The organism is Xanthomonas rydalmerensis (assembly GCF_033170385.1).
Taxonomy (GTDB): domain Bacteria; phylum Pseudomonadota; class Gammaproteobacteria; order Xanthomonadales; family Xanthomonadaceae; genus Xanthomonas_A; species Xanthomonas_A rydalmerensis.
This window is the reverse complement of the sequence record NZ_CP126170.1, coordinates 2819005-2838825: the sequence shown is the minus strand read 5'-3', so window position 1 is coordinate 2838825 and position 19821 is coordinate 2819005. Positions and strand designations below refer to the sequence as shown.

The window sequence follows — 19821 nt, the reverse complement described above, 5'->3', positions numbered from 1 at the left end:
CACTCGCTTGGACACTTCCATGCGAGTCGCGCACTACCTCACCCGCGGCGAGACTGGCCGCTACTACGTTCGTTTGCGCGTTCCTGCTGACCTGCAGGCACGCCTCGGGCGCAAGCGCACCCAGCGAGAAGATCAGCACGATCTGCGATCACGCCTTCCTTGGCGATGCGTTGCTGCTTTGACGCTGCTGGACGGTGCTTCGTCCGGGTGGCCACAGAGCACGACAAGCACCTGTCGCTCCTTCAGCAATTGGCCGGACGGCACTCGGTGCGTCGTGCGCATGTTGGAGCTCAGGGCCATCGAGCCGATCAGCGAAGCTCGCATGTGCTTTTATGTCGTGTGCACCCGGCGAAGCGGAAAAGGCGCTTAGTGTGAATGCCCGTTTGGCAAGCCGCGTGCGACATCCAGCACGGCATTGGCCAGGCGCAGTCGCGCTTCCATGGAGATGTTTCGATTGATCAGCAGGACGATGCCGATCCTGTCCGACGGATTGAAGGCAATGTATGCGCCAAAGCCCCGGGTCGAGCCGGTTTTGTTGATCAGCACATTCTGCTGTGGCTGCAATGGTGGCGTTAGCGTGTCCACAGCATTGCTCTCGTAGATGACCTTCTGGGAACTGTTCGTCAACAGCCCGTTCTGGTTGGTGGGGTAGGGAATCTGTTCCCAGACCAGGTCCTGGGTCATGTCACCGAGCTTGAAGTAGCCGGTGTGGGTGTCTTTGATGGCTTGCCTCAGCGCAGGCTGCACTTCGATCAGGTCGAGATTGATTTCGACAAAGCGCAGCAGATCCTCGGCTGTGGTTTTTATGCCGTATGTCGGTTCCCATAGAGCGCCTGGCTTCATGCGTACCGGGGCATTGTTCTCGTCGTAGCCCTGCGCGTACAGCGCCTGTTTTCCGGGCGGAACGTAGAGGTAGGTGTTGGGCAACGCAAGCCTGGGAAGCAGGATGCCTTCCATCGCCTTGCGAAACGGGACATGCATGCTTTTTGCCGTGATCAGCCCCAACATGCCAATGCTCGGGTTTGCGTAAGTGCGCTTCGTGCCTGCGGGGTACTGAGGCTTCCATGCCTGAAAATAGGCAGTTACCTGAGCGTCGCTTTTGACATCCTCAGGCATCTGCATCGGGAAGCCGCCTGCTGTATGCGTCGCGAGATTGAGCAGCGTGACCTTGTCGAAGTCGTGACCCTTCATCTCCGGCAGATATTTGCTGGGGTGATCCATTAGGGACAGCTTGTGGTTGACCTGCGCATAGGCGGCTAAGGTGGCGGTGAAAGTCTTGCTGATCGAGCCGATTTCGAACAAGGTGTCCTTGCTGATCTTCGCCTGCGTCGTTCGCGAGGACACGCCGTAGGTGGCGTAGTAGTCCGTTCCATCGACCGTTATGGCAATGGCCACGCCGGGCACGTCGTACTGCTGCATGAAAGTCTGCACGGTGTGCTGTAGCTGCTTCTGCGCATCTGCCCGCGAAGTGGGCACGTCCTTCGCGCTGCCGATGGCGGCAACGAAAAGCAAACAGAAGGCCAAAAGCCTCTTCATCGTCTATACCCTGCCTTTTCCTACCTGCTTGAGATTGTGGCGATCACGTCCACTGCGTGGACCGTGCCGCTTTCGCGTTCTACAGGATGGACAAAAAGGCAGCGGGAGGGAAGCGGCCCATTTGCGCTAGCCGCCCGGTGCCGGCTAAACGACCGCCGATCGGCGCCTCGATGACGGTTTGCGCATGAGCGCAGCCAAGCATTCCACCAGATAGTCGATGTCCGAACAGGTGTTGTAGACATGAGGAGATAGCCGAAGCAGTGCCACGTCCTGGCGCTCGATGACGGAAACCTCGAGATGGAACCGGTCCCAAAGCGCGCCTTGCAGTTGTGCCGGCGTTGCCGCCGAAGGTAGCTCGAAGGCGATCATTGGCCCACTCAACGAAGGGTCGGTGGGCGTCGCAGCGATCAGGCCCAGCGTTGCGAGGCGTTCCCGCGCATACTCGGCCAGCATGCGCATATGGGCGATGGCCTGGTCTGGCTTGAAAGAGCGGTGGAAGGCGATGGCCTCCGGCAGGGCGAGCCATGGGCAGATGTCGCGTGTTCCCTCGCATTCAAGCCGACGCAGCCGAGGCGTGCTCCCGAATCGATCACGTTCGTCTGGCGCCGATGCGGCCTGTGCGCTGTGGTGCCCCCAACTGATCGTCAGTGGTTGCAGTCGCTCTTCCCGCTCGCGTCCCAGATAGAGAAAACTGGCACCGCTCGGCGCAAGCAGCCACTTGTGGCAACTGCCGACGTAGAAATCGCAGGGGATCTGTTGCAGCCGCAGTGCGCTGGCCGCCACAGCATGCGCGCCGTCGACCACGCTGATGATGCCGCGCTTTTGCGCTTCTTCGCAGATCCGCCGGGCGGGCAGTACCAGCCCGGTTGCCGAGGCGATATGACTGAAGAAGAGCAGGCGAGTACGCGGTCCCATGGCGTGAACGGCCGCTTGCACGATCTCCTCGGGGTCCGACGGCATGGGCGGAGCCTGGAAAGTGCGAAGCGCCAGGCCGTGCCGGTCCGCAATGCGTTCCCAGCACCATCGCATGGTCAGGTATTCCTGGTCGCTGAGCAGGATTTCGCCGGGAGTGGCAAGCGCCAGCGAGGATGCCACCAGGCTTGTCGCGGCACTGACGCTCGCGGTGAAAACAAGGCGGTTGGGGGCGCAATCCAGGAATTCGGCCAACTGCTCGCGTGCGCGCCAGAGCAGGTCGGGCACCTGGCGCAACAGGAAGTCAGTTGGTTCCTGTGCAAGCCGGTGCCGAAGCGCCGCGGCTGTGTCGAATACGGCGCGCGGAAGTGGGCCGAATGAGCCAGCGTTCAGATAGACGACGGAGGGCGGTAACAGCATGCGCTCACGCACGCGCGTCGCGTCGATGTGCGAAATCATGAACGGGCACTCCCGGTGGGATGACGGCGCGCTGGCGGGCACTGATAGCGTGGCCATGCCGGATGTACTAAGGTTGAGGCGACATGACGTGCATCTCCATGTAATTGGCGCCGCACCACTCTCCGAACGTGGCACGCTCGCCGCTCAGGTCGTCGCCCATGCCGAGCGCCTTGGCTAGCGGCACCGAGAAGGTGAATTCCGAACGCGGCCGCAGGAAGAGCACGCTCGATGTGCGATTGCTGCCGATCCGTTGCGTCCTGCTCGGTGATACTACCCGGTGCTGCGGTGCCTTGATCTTCCCATCGGAAACCAGGGGCGCGATGGACCCGCAGAAAACCACTACGCACCCTGGACGTGGCGCCAGCTCGACGAAGTGCCCGTCGAGTTCCACCTGCAGGCTGACGAATCCGTTTGGGCATGGGGTCTGCAGGATCAGTGAGACGATCGACAGATCGTAGTGAGGCGCCATGCGGTTGGGCTGCTGTTCGGCGCAACGGTCTTCGGGGACATCGGGGAAGTAGCGGAATCGCAGTACCGGATCGCAATCGAGCAGGGTGTCGATATCGGTGTGGAGATGGACATCCATGCTCCGCAGCACGGCTTTCGCCGTCTGCTGCGAAATCGCGTAGTAGATGTCGAAGTAATTGCTCCACAGCCGTTGGAAGTCCTGCGTGGGAAACAGGTTGCCGGAGATTCCCATCGAGTAGACCATCGCGTAATCGGAGTACTCGCCGGTATTGGTGCAGCGCGCAGTGCTTTCGGAGCCCAGCGGAGAAAAGCCACGGCGCATGTTCGGTCTACTGTTGGTGACAGCCTGCTTTGCAGCGTCGTCGGCATTGGCGAAGAACGTCATCGCGGCGTTTCCGGCCTGGATGTGCGCATCGTTCAGTGGGCCGTTCACCTCGAGATAGAAGACGCCTTGCTCGCTCGCGCAACGTCGCAGTTCTTCCATCTGCTCGCCACGCATGATGTTTTCCAGCGCGAAAGTCGGAACGGTCCGTTCGTTCATGCGTTTGCACTCCTTCTGTGATGGGTCGCTTCAACGGTCAAGCGAGGGCTGGGGCAAGCGAACCGCTGGCCGCGGAGCGGAGATTGACGTAGTTGCCGCCGATCCATTCGCCGAACGTGGCGGTGTCGCCGGTGAAATCGACGTCCAGGCCGGCGGCCTTGGCAAGCGCGACCGAGAATCGAAAATCTGGCTTCGGACGCAGGAAAAACACGCTGGAAGTTCGCGCGCTGCCGCTGCGCTGGCTGATCGACGGCGAAGCGACCTGATGCCGCGGTGCCTTGATCCTTCCATTCGATACGAGCGGAGCGACTGCGCCGCAGAACACCACCATGCAACCAGGCAGCGGTGGAAGATCGACGTAGCGGCCGTCCACGGCGCACTGCAGGCTGACGAAGCCGTTGGCGCAGGGCGTCTGCTGGATGGTGGTAATGATGGAGAGATCGTAGTGCGGCGCCATGCGGCGTGGCTCCTGTTCCGCGCATCGGTCTTCAGGCACTTCGGGGAAGTAGCGGAAACGCAGCAATGGATCGCATTCCAGGAACGCATCCAGCCCCTCGTCGGGATCCACGTCGGCGGCCTGCAGGGCGCACCGTGCGATGTCCTTGGTAACGCCGTAAAAACGATCGAAGTAAGCGGTCCAGACGTCCTCGAAGGGCTTGGAGGGGAACAGGTTTTGCGAAAGGCCGATCGAGTAGACCATCGAGTAGTCCGTGTATTGGCCGCCTTTGGTGATTTTTGCGGTACTTTCTGCCTCGAGGTCGGAGAGTCCCCGTCGGATGTTGGGGGTGAGATTGCGCAGCGCGTTCTTTTGTTCCGCGCTGCCGTTCTCGAACAGGTCCATGACGGCCTCCATCGCCCTCCGATGCTGTAGTTTCAGGTCGTCGTCCTCCCTGATGTAGAAAACGCCGGTCTCGAACAGAGACTTGCGTAAAGAATCGGTGCGAATGCGCTGCTTGAGCTCATCCAGTTCAAAGACATGGATCCCGGTGTCGGTCATGTGTGTCGCCTCGGCGCTGGTGATATGCAGATGTCGTGTGCGGCTCAGGTTACGTGGGTCAGGTCTGGCCATTGGCCTTGATCAGGTCGAGAAGCCCGTGCTGCAGATAGTCGCCGTAGGAGAGCGCCCTGTTGGTGTAGGCGGGACGATGTTGCGCAGGGGCGAACGGTGTGATGGTGCTTCTGTAGGAGAGGTTGGCAAAGAAGGGTATGGAAAGCCGCTCGGCATTGATGAACTTGACCCGATGCATCGGCGCTGGGTAGTAGTCGTGCGTGATATGCGCCATGTAGGTCCCGCAATTGACCAGGAAGTGCTCTTCGGATGCGGGGATGTCCACATAGCCTTCTGCGGTCTCGACCTGAAGGTTGGGAACGGCGGTCTGATAGAGGACGGTGATCAGCGAGACGTCTTGGTGATGCTCGAAGCTGAGTTTCGTTCCATCGGCTGCGATTTTGACTGGCGGATAGTCTTCAAGGTACGGGTAGCGGATCAGTGACACCGCCGACAAGGTGTCTTGCGCGGTGAAGTGGGGCTCAAAGAACGTTTCATCCTTGCCCAGAGCGATGGCGAAACCGCGCAGGACCAAGGATGCGACGTCGAACACGTCCGTGTAGTAGCGCTCGTAGAATGGGCGAAAGCCGGGATGCTTTTCCTCGTCGGGCCAGATGTTGACTTCGTGGGAAGGCAGTCCTTCCCTGATCGATGCGTGCTCCGCGTCGAATGATGGGTTCAGATAGCAGAACGACTCGTTGGCCTTCCTGCCCTGAACTGCCATGTAGTAGCCGTTGCGGTTCCTCGGATTGGTCGGGTTGTAGGCATTGATCGCCAAGGCCCATTTCTCTGCCTCGGACATGGCCATGTGCCAGTCCGTGGTTACCTTCTGCAGCGCTGCCAGATCGACGCCGTGATTGGCTGCATAGAAGAATCCGGAACTGCGGCAAGCGCGGTCTATTTCGTCGGCGGCAGCGCGCTTGGCGGCCGGGTCGCTGCCGGCGAGTCTGGAAATGTCGATCACCGGTACGTCTGCATGGCTGTTCATGGTCATCTCTGTCGCTAAGGGAAGTTGTCGATGCGTCAGGCGGATGTCGTGTTGCGCTCGGGTCTAGATGGTCGCCCTTTCCTGGATCAGGGATGCCGTCGTCGAACACACCTTGCCTACGGTCGCTTTCTCGTGGATCCAGGAGAAATGGCTGTTGTCTCCGAGGGTCTGCAGTGTGAAGGACGACGGCGGCAGCAACGTATCGAGATTGTTGAAGGGCGAACTCGCGTAGTACTCGAACACCTTGCGCTGCTCGTCGCTGCGATGGTCGGCAATGGGCTCAACGGCCTTGAAGAGCACGATGTTGTCGGCGGTTTCCGCTAGCGTTGCCAGCGCCTTTTGATTTGGTCTGTAGCGGTGATTGATCGGATCGAGCGAGTTTGCATGTTTAGGCAGGCATAGATCGTCCACCGCCTTCTCGACGTTGAAGAACGAATCGACCATGAGCAGATTCGAAACCGCTTCACCCTCGCGCAGCAGTTGCAGCGACATCTCCAGGGAGACCACGCCGCCGAAGCTCCATCCGAAGAAGTTGTAGGCGCCGCTTGGTTGCAGCTGGCGTACGTGGTGCATGTAGTACTTGGCGATTTCCTCGAAGGACTGCATGGGGCTGTGCAGGTGCACGTTGTTGAACAGCACCAGGCGCAGGGTCGGGAGCTGTTTCGCCAGGTTGTTGAGGTAGCTTTCCGCGCCGCCTTCGCCGGGCGGAAGGACGAACAGCGTGGGGCCGGCCGCGGCTTCGTTGATGACGAAGTAGGGCTCGAAATCCACGGTGCGGGGACGCACGGGGGAGGGCTTTGCGGGTTCGGCGCGTTGCGTCGCGTGCTTGCCCACATACGCGCAGAACGTTTGCAGCGCCGCTTCCAGCGACCTGGAAAATTGCCTGGCCTGTTCGGCAGCCAAGCGACTGTCCACATCCACTACCATCCGCGTCCCGATGCAGCGTGCGGTGATATCTATTACGCAGTCGCTCGCGTGTTGATCGCTGCCGGACGTGCTGATGCCGCACATCGCCGGGTCCAGTCGCCAGCGCGCGGTGCCATCGTGCGCATCGCCTGCGTCGGCGGTGCCAGGATCGGCGAAGCTACCCAGGTAGTTGAAGCTGATCTCGGGAAGTGGAGCAGCGTCGCTGCCGTAGACACCGCGGAGCGCGCCGTAGCCGACGCCATTGGAGGGAACGCAATCTCGGTTCGCACGTGTCGCCGCCAGGCTTTGCCCCATGTCGTCCTCGCCGACGATGGCGAGTGGATACATGGCGGTGAACCACCCTAGGACGTCCTGTACGTCCGGGGCATCGTGCAGTATTTCCCGGCCATGGCTTTCCATGGTAACGAAATGACGGGTCCGGCCGGTAACGCCGCGCAGCGCTCGAGCCAGCGCGGCAAGCATCAGGTCGAGCGTGTGCGCCTCACCGGCTCTGCGCCCGCGGCCGATCAACACCGCCGTGTCTTCGTCGCTGAGCGCGAAGCGCGTGCGATGGCCGGCGGCTGTGGACGGGTCCGCGCGTAGCACCGGCCGGTCCGCCGTGACCTGTTGCGCGATCTGCTGCCAATGCTGCACTTCTCCGGCTGCCGGGACATACGCTTGCAACGCCTGGGCCCAGCGGAGGATGTCGCCCGCCGGCGGATCCAGTTCTGCGCCATGGTAGAGGGCTTCCAGATCGCGACACAGGATTTCCCAGCTCACCGAATCCACGATCAGGTGATGCAAGGACATCCAGATGCGCGCCGAACCGTCGGCGAATCCATGTACCACGGCAGCCCTGCACAGCGGCCCGCGCTCGAGGTCGAAGCCGCCCTGTAGTGCAGCCAGTTGCCACGCCAATGTGTCTTCGCCGGAGACGCGCAGATCGATAGCGTGGAGCGGAATGTCGCTGTCCTGAGCGTAGAACTGGGTGATGCCCGTGCGGGCGATCGTCGCGGTTCTATACCTGAGGCGGAATGCATCGTGGTGTCGCGACAGCTTGCCGAGCGCGATGCGCAGCCGGTCGGTGTCCAGCGCAGGAGTGCGGATGGTCAGGTACTGGTTCCAGTGCCCGCGGTCGTGCAAGTCCTTGGCGAAGAACCATGCCTGGATGGGCAGCAGCGGACATTCGCCGGCAGGTGCCGTATGGGCCTGCGCAGGCAACCTGTCTGCCGGATCCTTCAGGACATGTTCGGCGAACGCGGAGACAGTGGGAAAGTCGAAGATGTGCTTCACGCTGACCTTATGGCCGAACTTTCTGCGGATCTGGCTGGTCAGGTGCAGAGCGGCGATGCTGTCGCCGCCGATCTGGAAGAAATTATCGTGGATCCCAACCGCCCGGCCATGCAGAACGTCGCTCCAGATGCGGCAAAGGCGCGATTCGATCCGTTGCGAGGGCGCCGCATAGATTGCGCCGGGTTCCTCTGGGCACAGGCGCGCCAACGCGCCGGTGTCGAGCTTGCCGTTCACGGTAAGTGGTAGAGCATGCTCCACCCTGACCAGGCTCGAGGGCATCATCGCCCCTGGCAGCTTCGAACGCAGATGGCGGGACAGGGCATGTTCGTCGAGCGCTGGTTCGGCGACGTAGTAGCAGACAAGCCTGTCGCCTCCTTCGTCGTCGCAGCGGGCGATCACGGCGCATTGCATCATGCCCGGGAAGGACGCGGCTACCTCCTCGACCTCGCCGGTTTCGATGCGAATGCCGTTGATCTTCACCTGCCGGTCGTTGCGGCCGAAGAACTCCAGTTCGCCGCTGTGGCGGCGCCGGGCCAGGTCGCCGGTCTTGTACAGGATGCCGTTGCGCCCTTGGCCGTTGCGCCCTTGTTGTCGATCCTCTGCGCTCTGGAAGGGATTGGCGATGAAGCGTTCGCGCGTCAGTTCGTCGCGGTGGAGATAACCTGCGCCGACGCAATCGCCCCCCAAGTGAATCTCACCAAGGCCACCCGTCGGCAGTTCGCGCAGTGTGTCGTCAAGGATGAGCAGCGCGCTGTTCGGGATGGCTTGGCCAATGTCGTTGCGGTATGGCGCGTCGGGCGCGAAGTACCTGATGGTGTTGTAGACGCTGGTTTCGGTGGTTCCGTAGGCGTTGTACAAGGGCCCTCGATACTCCTGACGGATCTTCTCGAAGTGATGGCGCCGAAATGTTTCTCCCGCGACAAGCACTGCGCATAGGTGATCGAATCGGGACAGGTCGAACAGTTGCAGGTGGGTCGGGGTGCCACTGATGTAGCTCAGACGTTCCTGGTTCATGCGTCGATAGAATGCGTCGTCGAACACCAGTGCGGACTCGGGAATGATCAAGGTATTGCCGCTCAGGATCGACAACACCAGCTGCTCCACCGAGAAATCGAACACGTAGTTGGCGAGGAAGAGGACACCCTGGCGCGGCGATCCGGCCTCGGCATCGCCGAAGTAGCGACGTGCCAGGCCATCGCGGAAGCTCAGCACATTGCGGTGCCTCACCAGGACGGCCTTGGGCCTGCCGGTGGTGCCCGACGTGTAGATCGCGTAGGCGCGGTGGCCGCCGTCGGCAGTCGTCGCCGGGTTCGGCAACGTTGCGTCCTGCAGTGGCAGCGTCTGCACGTTCACGACTGGTATGTCGTGATGGCGTGCCAGTTGCTGGACGCGCTGTTCGTGGGCGGCTTCCGTCACCACGATCCGTGCGCGCGTGTCTTCCAGCATGAACGCGATGCGTTCGTCCGGGTAGCCGGGGTCGATGGGCACATAGGCAGCGCCGGCCTTCCATGCGGCGAGAATGGCGACCACGGACCACTCTGTCTTGTCCAGCACCAGCGCGACGAAATCGTCGGGTTCGAGCGATATGCGGTTCAGCAGGACATGCGCCAGTTGGTTGGCACGTGCGTTGAGGTCGGCATATGTCAGGCGCATGTCGCCATGCACCAGGGCGACATCGTGCGGCATGTCTGCGGCGATCCGCTCGAAGGCGGCGTGCAAGGTCTCGGCCGGTCGCGGTACGGCCAGGGGCGCCGCCGGCAGTGCACGCAGGTCCGTGCCGACATAGCGGATGTCGGACAACGCAGCGGACTCGGCCATCGGCGCGAGACGGCAGAACTCCTGAAGGATATGCCGATAGGTGGCGATGATGCCGTCGATGCTCGCGGCATCGAACAGCGACGCGGCATAAGTGAAGTTGACCCCAAGCCCGTCGGCCTTTTCGGAAACGGTCACGGATAGGTCGAACTTGGCCGTGGTTCTGCCTTCGTCCTCTGGCACGTGCACATGGATCGCCGACCAACCAGTCTCCACCGACTCCCTGTTCAGCAGGCTGAAGACCGCCTGGACGATAGGATGGCGGCTGGTGTCCTTGGCGACTTCCAGGCGCTTGACCAGTTGTTCGAACGGTAGGTCCTCGTGCAGTTGCGCCTGCAGCACGACGCCGCCGACGTCTCGCAGGTAGTCCAGCAGTCGGCCACTGCCGTCGATGCTGGTCCTCAGCACCAGCAGGTTGACGAAGAACCCCACCACGCCATCGAAATCGGCGTGCCTGCGGTTGGCCGATGGGGTGCCGACGATCAGATCGTGTTGCCCGCTGTAGACCTTGAGCGTGAGGTAGTAGGCGGCGAGCAGTACGCTGAAGAAACTGGTGCGCGTGGTCTGCGCCAGGACCTTCAGTTGGTCGGAGGTGCCGACGTCGATGTCGAAGACGATCTCCCGGCCGAGATAGTCGAATTGCGCTGGGCGCGGATGGTCGATCGGCAGGTTGAGCGGCTGCCAGCCGGCGAGCGAACGTTCCCAGTAGTGGAACAACGCGTCCATGCGCTGCTCGGTGAGCTGTTGCTGCTGCCAGAGAGCGAAGTCCGCGTAGGTCGCCTTCAGTGGTGGCAGTGCGTCGTATGCTGTTCCTTGCAGCAGTGCCTGCAGTTCCTCGCGGAAAATCCGCCACGACCAGCCGTCGAAGCAACTGTGGTGGAAAACCAGGCTGGCCACGATGCGATGGGGCATGCCGCCGACGGTAAGAAGGTGGGCGCGAAGCGGGAGTTCTTCGTTCAGTCTGAACACATGGCCGGCTTCGGCCACGAGCAGCGTATCCAGCGCATTGCGGTCGGATACATCGGAACATCGCAGTTCGAACCGCAGCAAGGCTTGCTCTGCCGGGAGAATGCGCTGGATGCGGCGGCCCTCATCCGTGCCTTGCAGGAGGGTGCGTAGCGCCGCATGGCGTCGCAGCAGGGCGCGAAGCGCTGCTGCGACGTCGTCCTGTGCGGTGGGGCGGTCCAGGTCGATCGCCAAGGCGAAGGGGATATTGTAGGCGGCGGTGCCATCGACCAGGTCGTCGATGAACAACAGTCGTTCCTGCGCCAGGGAAGCCGGCGTCATCGCGCCGGACGCCTCGGCCAGGCCGGCGGGCGAGGCACGATCGGTGCCGGTGGCATGTGCGTTGGCTTTGAGGAAGCGGGCCTGCGCGGCGATGTTCGGATGTGCGAACACCGCGGCGACATTGAGGTTCTGCGCGAAATGTTGGGTGATGGCCTGCGCCAGCTTGATGGCGCGGAGGCTGTCGCCGCCGACGCCGAAGAAATCGTCGCGGCTGCCAATCCGGTCCGGGGCAAGACCGATGACATGTGACCAGAGCCGGCAGAGTTCCCGCTCCACCTCGTTTGCAGGAGGGGCGTAGTCGGTGTCGCTGCCAATCGCGAACTCCGTGGGCGGCAGGCGCTTGACATCCAGCTTGCCGCTGCCGGTCACCGGAATCTCGGGAATCCGGATGATGCGTACAGGAACGATGGCCTGTGGCAACCTGGCCCTCATCCACTGCAGAAGTTCGGTCTCCTGCAACTGGCCGGCGCTGAGGTAGAAGGCGACCAGATACTTCTGCGAAGCGCCGCCGGCGGCGGAATCCGCGTACTCGCGAGCCAGCACGATCGCACGTGCGATGCCCGGATAGGACGACAGGGTCGCCTCGATCTCGCCCAGCTCCACGCGCTGGCCGCGGATCTTCACCTGCATGTCGTTGCGGCCGAGATACTCGAGTTCGCCGTTGGGCAGCCAACGCACCAGGTCACCGGTCTTGTACAGGCGTGCATTGACGCCCTGCGTCATCTCTTCAGCCGTCTGGAACGGATTGGAGACGAAGCGCTCCGCGGTCAACTCGGGGCGATTCAGGTACCCCCGCGCCACGCCGATGCCACCGATGTAGAGTTCGCCCACGCCGCCGACCGGCACGCGCTGCATGCCCAGGTTCAGGACGTAGCAGGCGGTATTGGCGACCGGATGGCCGATACTCTTGTCCAGGCGCGGTACGTGCCTGGGGTATAGGCGCTTGTGGCTGGTGATGGAGATCTCGGTCGGTCCGTAGCCATTGATGATCAGGCCATCGAAGGTGGAACGGATCTTGTCGAAGACCGGTGTGGTGAAGTCCTCGCCGATGGCATCGATTCGCTTCAACGAGGGAATGCTGCCGTATTCGTACAGGGACAGCACCGATGGCGTTCCGGACAGGTAGGTGACCCCGTGCAGGTTCATGTAGGCATACAGCCGTGACGTGTCGCTGCGCATCGCGTCGTCGAGCATCACCAGGGTCTGCCCGGACAGCAGGGCATCGGTCATCTGCTCGACGAAATGGTCGAAGACATAGTTGGAGAAGGACAGAATGGCTTCGTCGCCTTGGTCCTTGCGCAGCCCGAACAACTGCTCGAGCGACGCATGCAGGTTTACTACGCCCCGGTGCTCGATGAGCACGGCCTTCGGCCGGCCGGTGGTGCCGGACGTGTAGATGGCATAGGCCAGATCGGTGCTGGCGGCGAAGCTCTCCAGGTTGTCCGCCGCATGGCGTTCCAGAGGCAGGTCCTGGAGGCCAAGCACCTGGCAGTGAAGGTCGTCCACGAGCTGGTCCAGACGCCCTGCGTGGGCAACGTCGGCCAGGACCAGTTGCGCCTGGGTGTCTTCGAGGACGAAGCGGATCCGCTCGTCCGGGTAGGACGGGTCGATCGGGACGTATGCCGCGCCGGTCTTCCACACGGCGAGGATCGCCGCGATCATCCACTCGCTCTTGTCGACCACCAAGCCGACCAGATCGTCGGGCCTCAGCGCGACGTATGCGAGCAACAGGCGTGCGAGCTGATTTGCGCGCAGGTTCAGTTCGCGGTAGCTCAGCCGCTGCTCGCCCGCCACCACCGCGATCACGTCCGGCCAGCGCTCCGCCGCGATTTCGAATGCCGCGTGCAAGGTGCGCTCGGCGGGAAAATCGGTCCAAGTCCGGTTCCAGGCCTCGAATCGGCGGCGATCGCCGTCACTGATCAGCTCCAGCGCCTGTACCGGGCGTTCGAAGTCGTGCGGAATCTGCTGGAACACGGCGTCCAGCGTTCCCAGCAAGTTGTCGATCGTGTCGTCATCGAACAGTTCGCCGGCATACCACAGATCGACTTCGAGCGCGTCGCCATGTTCCCGTGCAACCACGGCGATCGGATAATCGACTTTGTCTGCGTCGTAAGACTTTTCGAAGTGCAGGTACTCGTGGTGCAGCGCGGCTTCGTCTTCTCCGAGCAGCCGTGGATAGTTTTCCAGCACCAGCAAGGTTTCGAACAGGCGCCGCTTGCTGCCTGTGGTCTGGACCATGAACAGCTCTACCGCACTGCGGCTGTTCATCCGGTTGATGGTTTCCTGGATGTCGATCAGTGCTGCGGCGATCGTCTTGCCTGCCTGCTCGGCATGATCGACGATCGCGGGTAGGGTATTGATGTAGAGGCCGACCGAATCCTCGATGCCATCGACCGGCAAGCCGCGACCGGAGACGACCGTGCCCACTGCGGTGATGGGGTGGCCGCCGAGTGCGAACAGTACCTTGTGCCACGCGAACTGCAGCACCGAATGCATGGTCACCCGGTTCTGCGCGCACCAGCGCTTGATCGCGGCCACACAGCGCGCATCCACGGACAAGGTCCTGGTACGGTGTTCGAGAATCCTGTCGTAGTCGCCGAAATCGGCCTTGTAGCGGAGCTGCGCGTTGACGATGCCGGCGAAATCGCCTCTGTCGCTCAGACGTTCGAACTGTTCCTGCCAGTACTGCAGGTGCTCGTGCCGATGCGATTCCAGGTAGCGCTGTGCGGCGACGTAGGTGGTGTCCTCCTGCAGTTCGATCGACTCGCCGCGCCGCAGCTGGATGTAGAACCGGTGTACGGTGTCGTGCAGCAGCGGAAGGCTCCAGCCATCCAGGATGATGTGGTGGCAACTGAACAGAAGCGAGTAAAGCTGCTCTTCCTGCTTGATCAGGTAGACCCGGAACAGTTGGCCTTGATCGAGTTCGTAGGGTTCCATCCGGTCGTGTCGCTGCAGCGCCGCCAGGTAGGCGTCGCGCTCGCCGCGGTCGTGCATCTGGCTCAGGTCGATGTAGCGCCACGCCAGTGAGCGATTGTTGCGTTCGATCCGCTGCAGGGCCTCTTCTCGCCACTCGAAGCGCAGGGACAAGCTCGGATACTTGCGTTGCGCAAGACTCCATGCCTGGCGCATGGCATCGGCATCGATGGCGCGGTGGTAGTGGTGAAGCGACTGCATGACGTAGGCGTCATTGGTGGCCGCGCTCTTCATCCACTGGTAGAGCATGCCTTGCTGCAGTCCGGTGGCCAGCATCGTGACGCCGTCGCTGCCGTCGCCGCCGTCCTCGCTGCGCGGGACGACCGGCGCTTCGGCCTCCTGCGCCACTTTGAGGGTCAGGTGATGGGACAACTGGCCGAACGTCTTCAGCCGATATACGTCCTCGACGCTGACTGCGATGCGGATCCGCTGCCATATCCGCATGATCAGCTGCAGGCAACTGATGCTCTGGCCGCCCTGGCGGAAGAAATCGTCGTCCTCGCCGATCTCGCCGGCGCGGATGCCGAGCACTTCGCCCCACTCAGCCTTCAACACGCCAACGACGCCTTCCTCCGCCAACGCGGCGCTGTCCTGGTCCAGGAGCGACGTGGGCAGGGCATGCAGCCCGACGTCAGGCAGGGCATGACGGTCGACCTTGCCATTGACGTTCACCGGCAGGATGTCCATGCGTACCATGCGTGCGGGGACCATCACTCGGATCAGGCGCGATTCGAGGAAGGCCAGCAGGTCGGCTTCGGAGACCGGCTGATCGGTGTCGGCGACGTAGTAGCCGATCAGGCGCCAGTTTCCGGTTTCGATCGAGTCGCCGCGCGCTACCACCACGCATTGGCGAACGCCGGGAAATTCCAGTGCCCGCGCCTCGATTTCGCCAGGTTCGACGCGAACGCCATTGAGCTTGAGCTGGAAATCGCTGCGCCCCATGAATTCGATCTGGCCATCGGGCAGGAACTTCGCCAGATCGCCGGTCTTGTAGATGCGGGCGTTGCGGCCCGCAAGCCGCTCCTGCTCGGTCTGGAAAGGATTGGCCAGGAAGCGCTCGGCGGTCAGCTCCGGGCGGTTCAGATACCCGCTCGCCACACCGGCACCGCCGATGTACAACTCGCCGATGGCGCCGATCGGCACCTGTTTCATGTTCTGGCTGAGGATGTAGCACTTCACGTTGCGCAGCGGCCGGCCGATGCTGCGGTCGTTGCGGGTGGCGTCTCCCGGCGGGTACTCCTTGATGGCGGTGACGAATGCGGTTTCGGTGAACGCGTATTCGTTGACGATCCTGCCCTGGAACTTCTCGCGCAGGGTCCGCAGACCCGATGGCGTCAGTTCCTCTCCCACCAGCAGCAGACGTTTCAGCGAGCTGCAGTGGCTGAGGTCGAAATGCTGGAGTACAGAACGCGTCCCGTTGAGGTAGCTGATCTGGTGGTCGGCGACGAAACGGGGAAAGCGCAGCGGATCCAGCCTCACGTCGTCCGGAACCACGACCAGGGTGTGCGAGTTGATCAGGGCGATCAAGGTCTGCCGCATGAATGGCTCGAACACCAGTGCAGCGAACAGGGCGACGTGCTCGATGCCCGCATGACGCATCCGGTAGCGCTCGGAGAGGTCGGTAATGCTGTTGACGACGCTGCGATGGAGCTTGGCCACCCCTTTGGGAACGCCGGTGGTCCCGGAGGTATAGGTGACATAGGCGACCTGGTCGGACCCGAGGCCCAGGTTCGGATTCGTGGCGGCGACATTGTCGTCCTGCAATGCCTGCTCGATGTCGACGAGTTCGACGTCGAGGCCGGCGTCGGACAGCATCTCCCGAAGCCGATCGAAATAGTGGCGATGGGTCAGGATGCGCCGCGAACCGGTGTCCTGCATGGTGAACTGGATGCGCTCGGGCGGGTAACTCGGATCGAATGGGGTATAGGCCGCGCCCGCCTTCCACAGCGCCAGTGTCGCGACGACGATCCTGTAGCTCTTGTCGAGATACAGCCCGACGATCTCGCCGGGCTTCACGCCCTCCCGCAGCAGCCAATGCGCCATGCGGTTGCATCGCCCGTTCAGCTCGCTATAGGAAAGCCGATCCTGGCCGCAGACAACGGCGCAGCGCTCGGGCGATGCGCCGGCCGCTTGCTCGAACAACTCGTCCAGGCGCGAAGCTTCCGGGAAGTCGCCGTCGGTGGCGTTCCATTGCTGCAGCTGTTGCTTCTGGTCTTCGGAGATCAATTCCAGATCGATCATCGTGCCGTGCGGTCGTGCCACGATCTGGTGCAGCACTTCCACGACGATGTCGAGAACGCCGCGCATGGTCTGGTCTTCGAACAGATCGGGCGCGTAGCTCATGCGCAATTGCAGGCGGCGGTCGGCACGGTCGTCGTGCACGAGCAGCGCCAGCGGCAAGGCCGTCGCCGAGGATGGCAGGCGATCGGCAGCGTCGAGCACGACGGCGTCGAAGCAGCCCTGACCGAGCAGCGCGTCCGCGAGGACAAACGCGTCATCCTGGCGCAGGTCGCGTTCGATTTCCTGGGTCGCCTGCAGACAGCTCAGGGACGATTGCAGCCGATGATCGATGATGGATGGTTGCAGCCTCTGTGGCGCGTCGCCGCTTGCGTCGCGGCTGCTACGGATATAACCAACCACCGTCTGCGCACCGTTGCCATAGGCCTCCAGCACCCTATGCAGGCTCACCAGCGCCATCGCCGCTATCGAGGTGTCCGGATTGCCAGCGATGAAATCCATCAGGCTGGCATATCCGGCGTGCTCTATCACCGCCGACACGGTATGCGCCGAACCGAAGTCGCGGCCGTCGTCCCTGACGACGATCTTGTGGCGCCATGTATCCTTCAGAAGGATGTCGAGATCGCAGCGATCATTCCGTGCGGCATCGATGCGCTGGCGCCAGTCGGCGACGCTTGAAAGGAGTAGTGAGTTGCTCATGTCGTAATAAGCTCCCTGCTGTTGCGGCAATGGGGTGGCATTGCCGCTGATACGAGACGTGGCGCCGGATGGCTGACGCAGGCTTTTCATGCCGAGCGGGTTGCTTCCGCCGGCGGTACGCGCGAGGCGCGTAATGCCGGCGCCAGTACCGCGCCCTGGCCGAGCAGCAGCAGTACGACCATGCCCACGAGGATGTAGAGCGGAGAGAGCCTGGTCAGTTCGAACGAGCTCATCAGCCAGACGTTCAGTCCGATCGCGAGTACGCTGCCAAGCGCCACGCCGATCATGCCGATCAGCAGGTTTTCGGTTAGGAAGTAGTTGACGATGTCGCGCTGGGTCGCGCCCAGGGCGCGGCGCACGCCGATTTGCTTTCGTCGCTGGCCGACCCAGAAGCTGGTCAGCCCGACGATCCCCGCCGCGGTGACGCCGAGCAGCACCAGGGAGATGGCCCCCATCAAGTAGGCCGTTCCGCGGTCGCTTTTATAGACCTGTTCGCGCACCGTCGTGAAGGTGCGAACGCCTCGCTCGGCCGGGAAAACGCGCATGCGATCGAGCTTGACCAAGGTCGCTGGCGCCGAGCGCATTACCGCGTCCAGCTGCCCCGGCTTGGCACGCACCAGGTAGGTGCTGTCGCTGCGCGTGAGCCGCATCGGTAGCAGCGTGACGTTGTCCATGTAGCCATAGCTGTCGGCGCCGGACCACGAGGCCTGTAGATGATCGACGATGCCGATCACGGTGCTCGGCGTTGGATCAGTGTTCCCCAGGTAAATTGCCTTGCCCAGCGCACCGCCGTCCGGAAAGACCTTGTCCGCGAGCGCCTTGGTAATGATCACCTGGCCCGGCCAGGCGAAGTCGTGCTCGTCGCCGGTCTGGATTTCGCTCGGATGGAAGTTGCGTCCGGCGATCAGCCTGGCGCCCATCGTGGAGAGACCATGGTCGTCGACGAAGTACAGCTCGGTGCGGGCCATTCGTTCCCGTGCATTCGGATCCAGACGGACGCCCTCTGGCCAGCTGTCTCCGCCCAGCGGGAACGAATTGCTTTCGGTGGCGTCCTCCACACCCGGCAAGCGGCGCAACGCCATCAGATCAGCGTCGATCAGCGGCGGCATGTCCTTGGGCGCAACGCCAACACGGTCGCTCTGGATCGTCAGCAGCTCGTGTTCCGCCAGGCCGGTGGGTCGGTAGATACGTTCGATGCGGTGCTGGATGATGCACAGCGCATTGCAGACGACTGCCAGCGTGAGTGCGATCTGCAATGCGATCAGGATGGTGCCGGCCTTGTGTTTCTTGAGCGCGGCAAGAATGGGAGCAAGTTGTCGCATGGTTGTCGCCTCAGTTCGCTTTCAGTTGCCAGGCCGGCTGCACCTGTGCCGCGCGCCAAATCGGGTAGAGCGCCGCGATGACGGTGGCCAGCGTCGCCACCACCAGGGTCAGTGCCGCCAAAGACACGTTCAGCTCGGCCAGGCGCGCGATTTCCGGCTCGAACACCAGGTCGGTGCCGAGCATTCCCAGGCCGGTCAGCAGCAAACCGAGCACGCCGCCGGCCAGGCCGACGGTGCCGGCTTCCACGAGGAACTGCATGTAGATGGCGCTGCGCGGCGCGCCCAGCGCACGACGGATGCCGATCTCCGCTGCGCGGCGCATGAACTTGGCCAGCAACAGGCCGATGGTGTTGACCAGGCAGATCAACAGGAAGCCCAGGCCCAGCAGCGCCGATATCTTCGATTCCGGCGGCACGATCTTCAGGTAGTCGAGCCATTGCGCCACGTCGCGCAGGCGCGCGTTGGGCGGCCAGTTGAAGCGTCCGGACTGCTGCTGTTGTGCCGAATAGTTGCGCAGGTAGTTCAGATAGGATTCCGCGCTCGCCTTGTCGGGCAGTTCGACCCAATAGGCGATCCATGCGCATTCGGACTGCAGCCATGCCTCCCATCCCGCGCCGGGCGTCTTGTAGCAGCTGCGGGTGCCATTGGTCGGCAATTGCAGGCTGATGGCATGGGTGAACGGGATGAACAGCTGCGCGGGTTTGTCGAATCCTCCGGTATTGGCCGCGTCGTAGAACAGCGGCTGAGGATTCCAGCGATCCATCACCCCGCGGATGCGGTAGCTCCTGCCATCGATATTGATTTCCTTGCCGACGCTGTTCGCACCCTTGAAGAGGCTGTCGTTGAGCGAGCGGCTGATCACCGCCACAGCCGCGCGTGACTCGTCCTCGGCCGCCGACCATCCCCCGCCGTAGAGGAAAGGAACGCCGAACATCGGGAAGGCATCCGAGTAGGTCGCGTAGCTGCTCACCTGAAACGGTAGCAGCGCCATGTCGGCGGGCACGATCGATGCCTTGATCGGGTAGAGCGCTGTCTGCCGCATCGCGCGATGGTCGCGCATCAGGGCGATGGTGTCCTTGTAGCTCAAGGCACGTGGTGGCTCGCCACCGTTCTCGATGTTTTCGGTGGGTCCCCAGTTGTCGATCTGCGCCACGAACAGCTGTGCGGACTTTTCCGGAATCGGGTTGCTCGAGGTGGCGCGGAATACGGCGTAGGTTGTCATCGATGCGGCTACGCCGACGGCGATCGACAGCACCATCAAGCCGGTTAACACGGGATTGCGCATCAGGCTGCGCAAGCCAAGGTGGAAGTAGTAGCCAAACATCGTCGCTCCTTC

The 19821-nt window shown here is 62.6% G+C and carries 8 protein-coding genes; all 8 read right to left on the bottom strand.

Annotation, left to right across the window (positions count from 1 at the left end; all coding sequences use genetic code 11):
* Nucleotides 1-366: 366 nt before the first annotated feature.
* On the bottom strand, nucleotides 367-1536 hold the full coding sequence (ampC, locus tag QN245_RS11760; RefSeq protein ID WP_317843250.1) for a class C beta-lactamase: 1170 nt from the start codon (nucleotides 1534-1536) through the stop codon (nucleotides 367-369).
* Nucleotides 1537-1680: 144 nt separating this feature from the next.
* The gene (locus QN245_RS11755; RefSeq protein WP_317843249.1) at nucleotides 1681-2907 is read right to left on the bottom strand and encodes an aminotransferase class V-fold PLP-dependent enzyme; all 1227 of its coding nucleotides are present in this window, start codon (nucleotides 2905-2907) and stop codon (nucleotides 1681-1683) included.
* 67 nt (nucleotides 2908-2974) lie between these two features.
* Nucleotides 2975-3916 (bottom strand): 2OG-Fe(II) oxygenase family protein, encoded by a 942-nt coding sequence (locus QN245_RS11750; protein ID WP_167087617.1) that lies wholly within the window; start codon nucleotides 3914-3916, stop codon nucleotides 2975-2977.
* A gap of 37 nt (nucleotides 3917-3953) precedes the next feature.
* On the bottom strand, nucleotides 3954-4913 hold the full coding sequence (locus QN245_RS11745; RefSeq protein ID WP_160964845.1) for a 2OG-Fe(II) oxygenase family protein: 960 nt from the start codon (nucleotides 4911-4913) through the stop codon (nucleotides 3954-3956).
* Nucleotides 4914-4971: 58 nt separating this feature from the next.
* Nucleotides 4972-5952, bottom strand: coding sequence for a 2OG-Fe(II) oxygenase family protein (locus QN245_RS11740; protein ID WP_317843248.1), 981 nt, complete (start codon nucleotides 5950-5952; stop codon nucleotides 4972-4974).
* 63 nt (nucleotides 5953-6015) lie between these two features.
* Nucleotides 6016-17253 carry a non-ribosomal peptide synthetase gene (locus QN245_RS11735; RefSeq protein WP_317843247.1) on the bottom strand — a complete coding sequence of 3746 codons (11238 nt, stop codon included), beginning with the start codon at nucleotides 17251-17253 and terminating at the stop codon, nucleotides 6016-6018.
* Nucleotides 17250-18485 (bottom strand): ABC transporter permease, encoded by a 1236-nt coding sequence (locus QN245_RS11730; RefSeq protein WP_160964841.1) that lies wholly within the window; start codon nucleotides 18483-18485, stop codon nucleotides 17250-17252. Before QN245_RS11730 ends, QN245_RS11735 begins: the two co-directional genes overlap by 4 nt.
* Nucleotides 18486-18495: 10 nt before the next feature.
* Nucleotides 18496-19809, bottom strand: a complete 1314-nt coding sequence (locus QN245_RS11725; protein ID WP_160964839.1) for an ABC transporter permease — start codon at nucleotides 19807-19809, stop codon at nucleotides 18496-18498.
* Nucleotides 19810-19821 lie beyond the last annotated feature (12 nt).

Excerpts from the sequence above, each read along its gene's own strand:
- ampC (WP_317843250.1), bottom strand. The coding sequence starts at position 1,536 with ATGAAGAGGCTTTTGGCCTTCTGTTTGCTTTTCGTTGCCGCCATCGGC.
- QN245_RS11755 (WP_317843249.1), bottom strand. The coding sequence starts at position 2,907 with ATGATTTCGCACATCGACGCGACGCGCGTGCGTGAGCGCATGCTGTTA.
- QN245_RS11750 (WP_167087617.1), bottom strand. The coding sequence starts at position 3,916 with ATGAACGAACGGACCGTTCCGACTTTCGCGCTGGAAAACATCATGCGT.
- QN245_RS11745 (WP_160964845.1), bottom strand. The coding sequence starts at position 4,913 with ATGACCGACACCGGGATCCATGTCTTTGAACTGGATGAGCTCAAGCAG.
- QN245_RS11740 (WP_317843248.1), bottom strand. The coding sequence starts at position 5,952 with ATGAACAGCCATGCAGACGTACCGGTGATCGACATTTCCAGACTCGCC.
- QN245_RS11735 (WP_317843247.1), bottom strand. The coding sequence starts at position 17,253 with ATGAAAAGCCTGCGTCAGCCATCCGGCGCCACGTCTCGTATCAGCGGC.
- QN245_RS11730 (WP_160964841.1), bottom strand. The coding sequence starts at position 18,485 with ATGCGACAACTTGCTCCCATTCTTGCCGCGCTCAAGAAACACAAGGCC.
- QN245_RS11725 (WP_160964839.1), bottom strand. The coding sequence starts at position 19,809 with ATGTTTGGCTACTACTTCCACCTTGGCTTGCGCAGCCTGATGCGCAAT.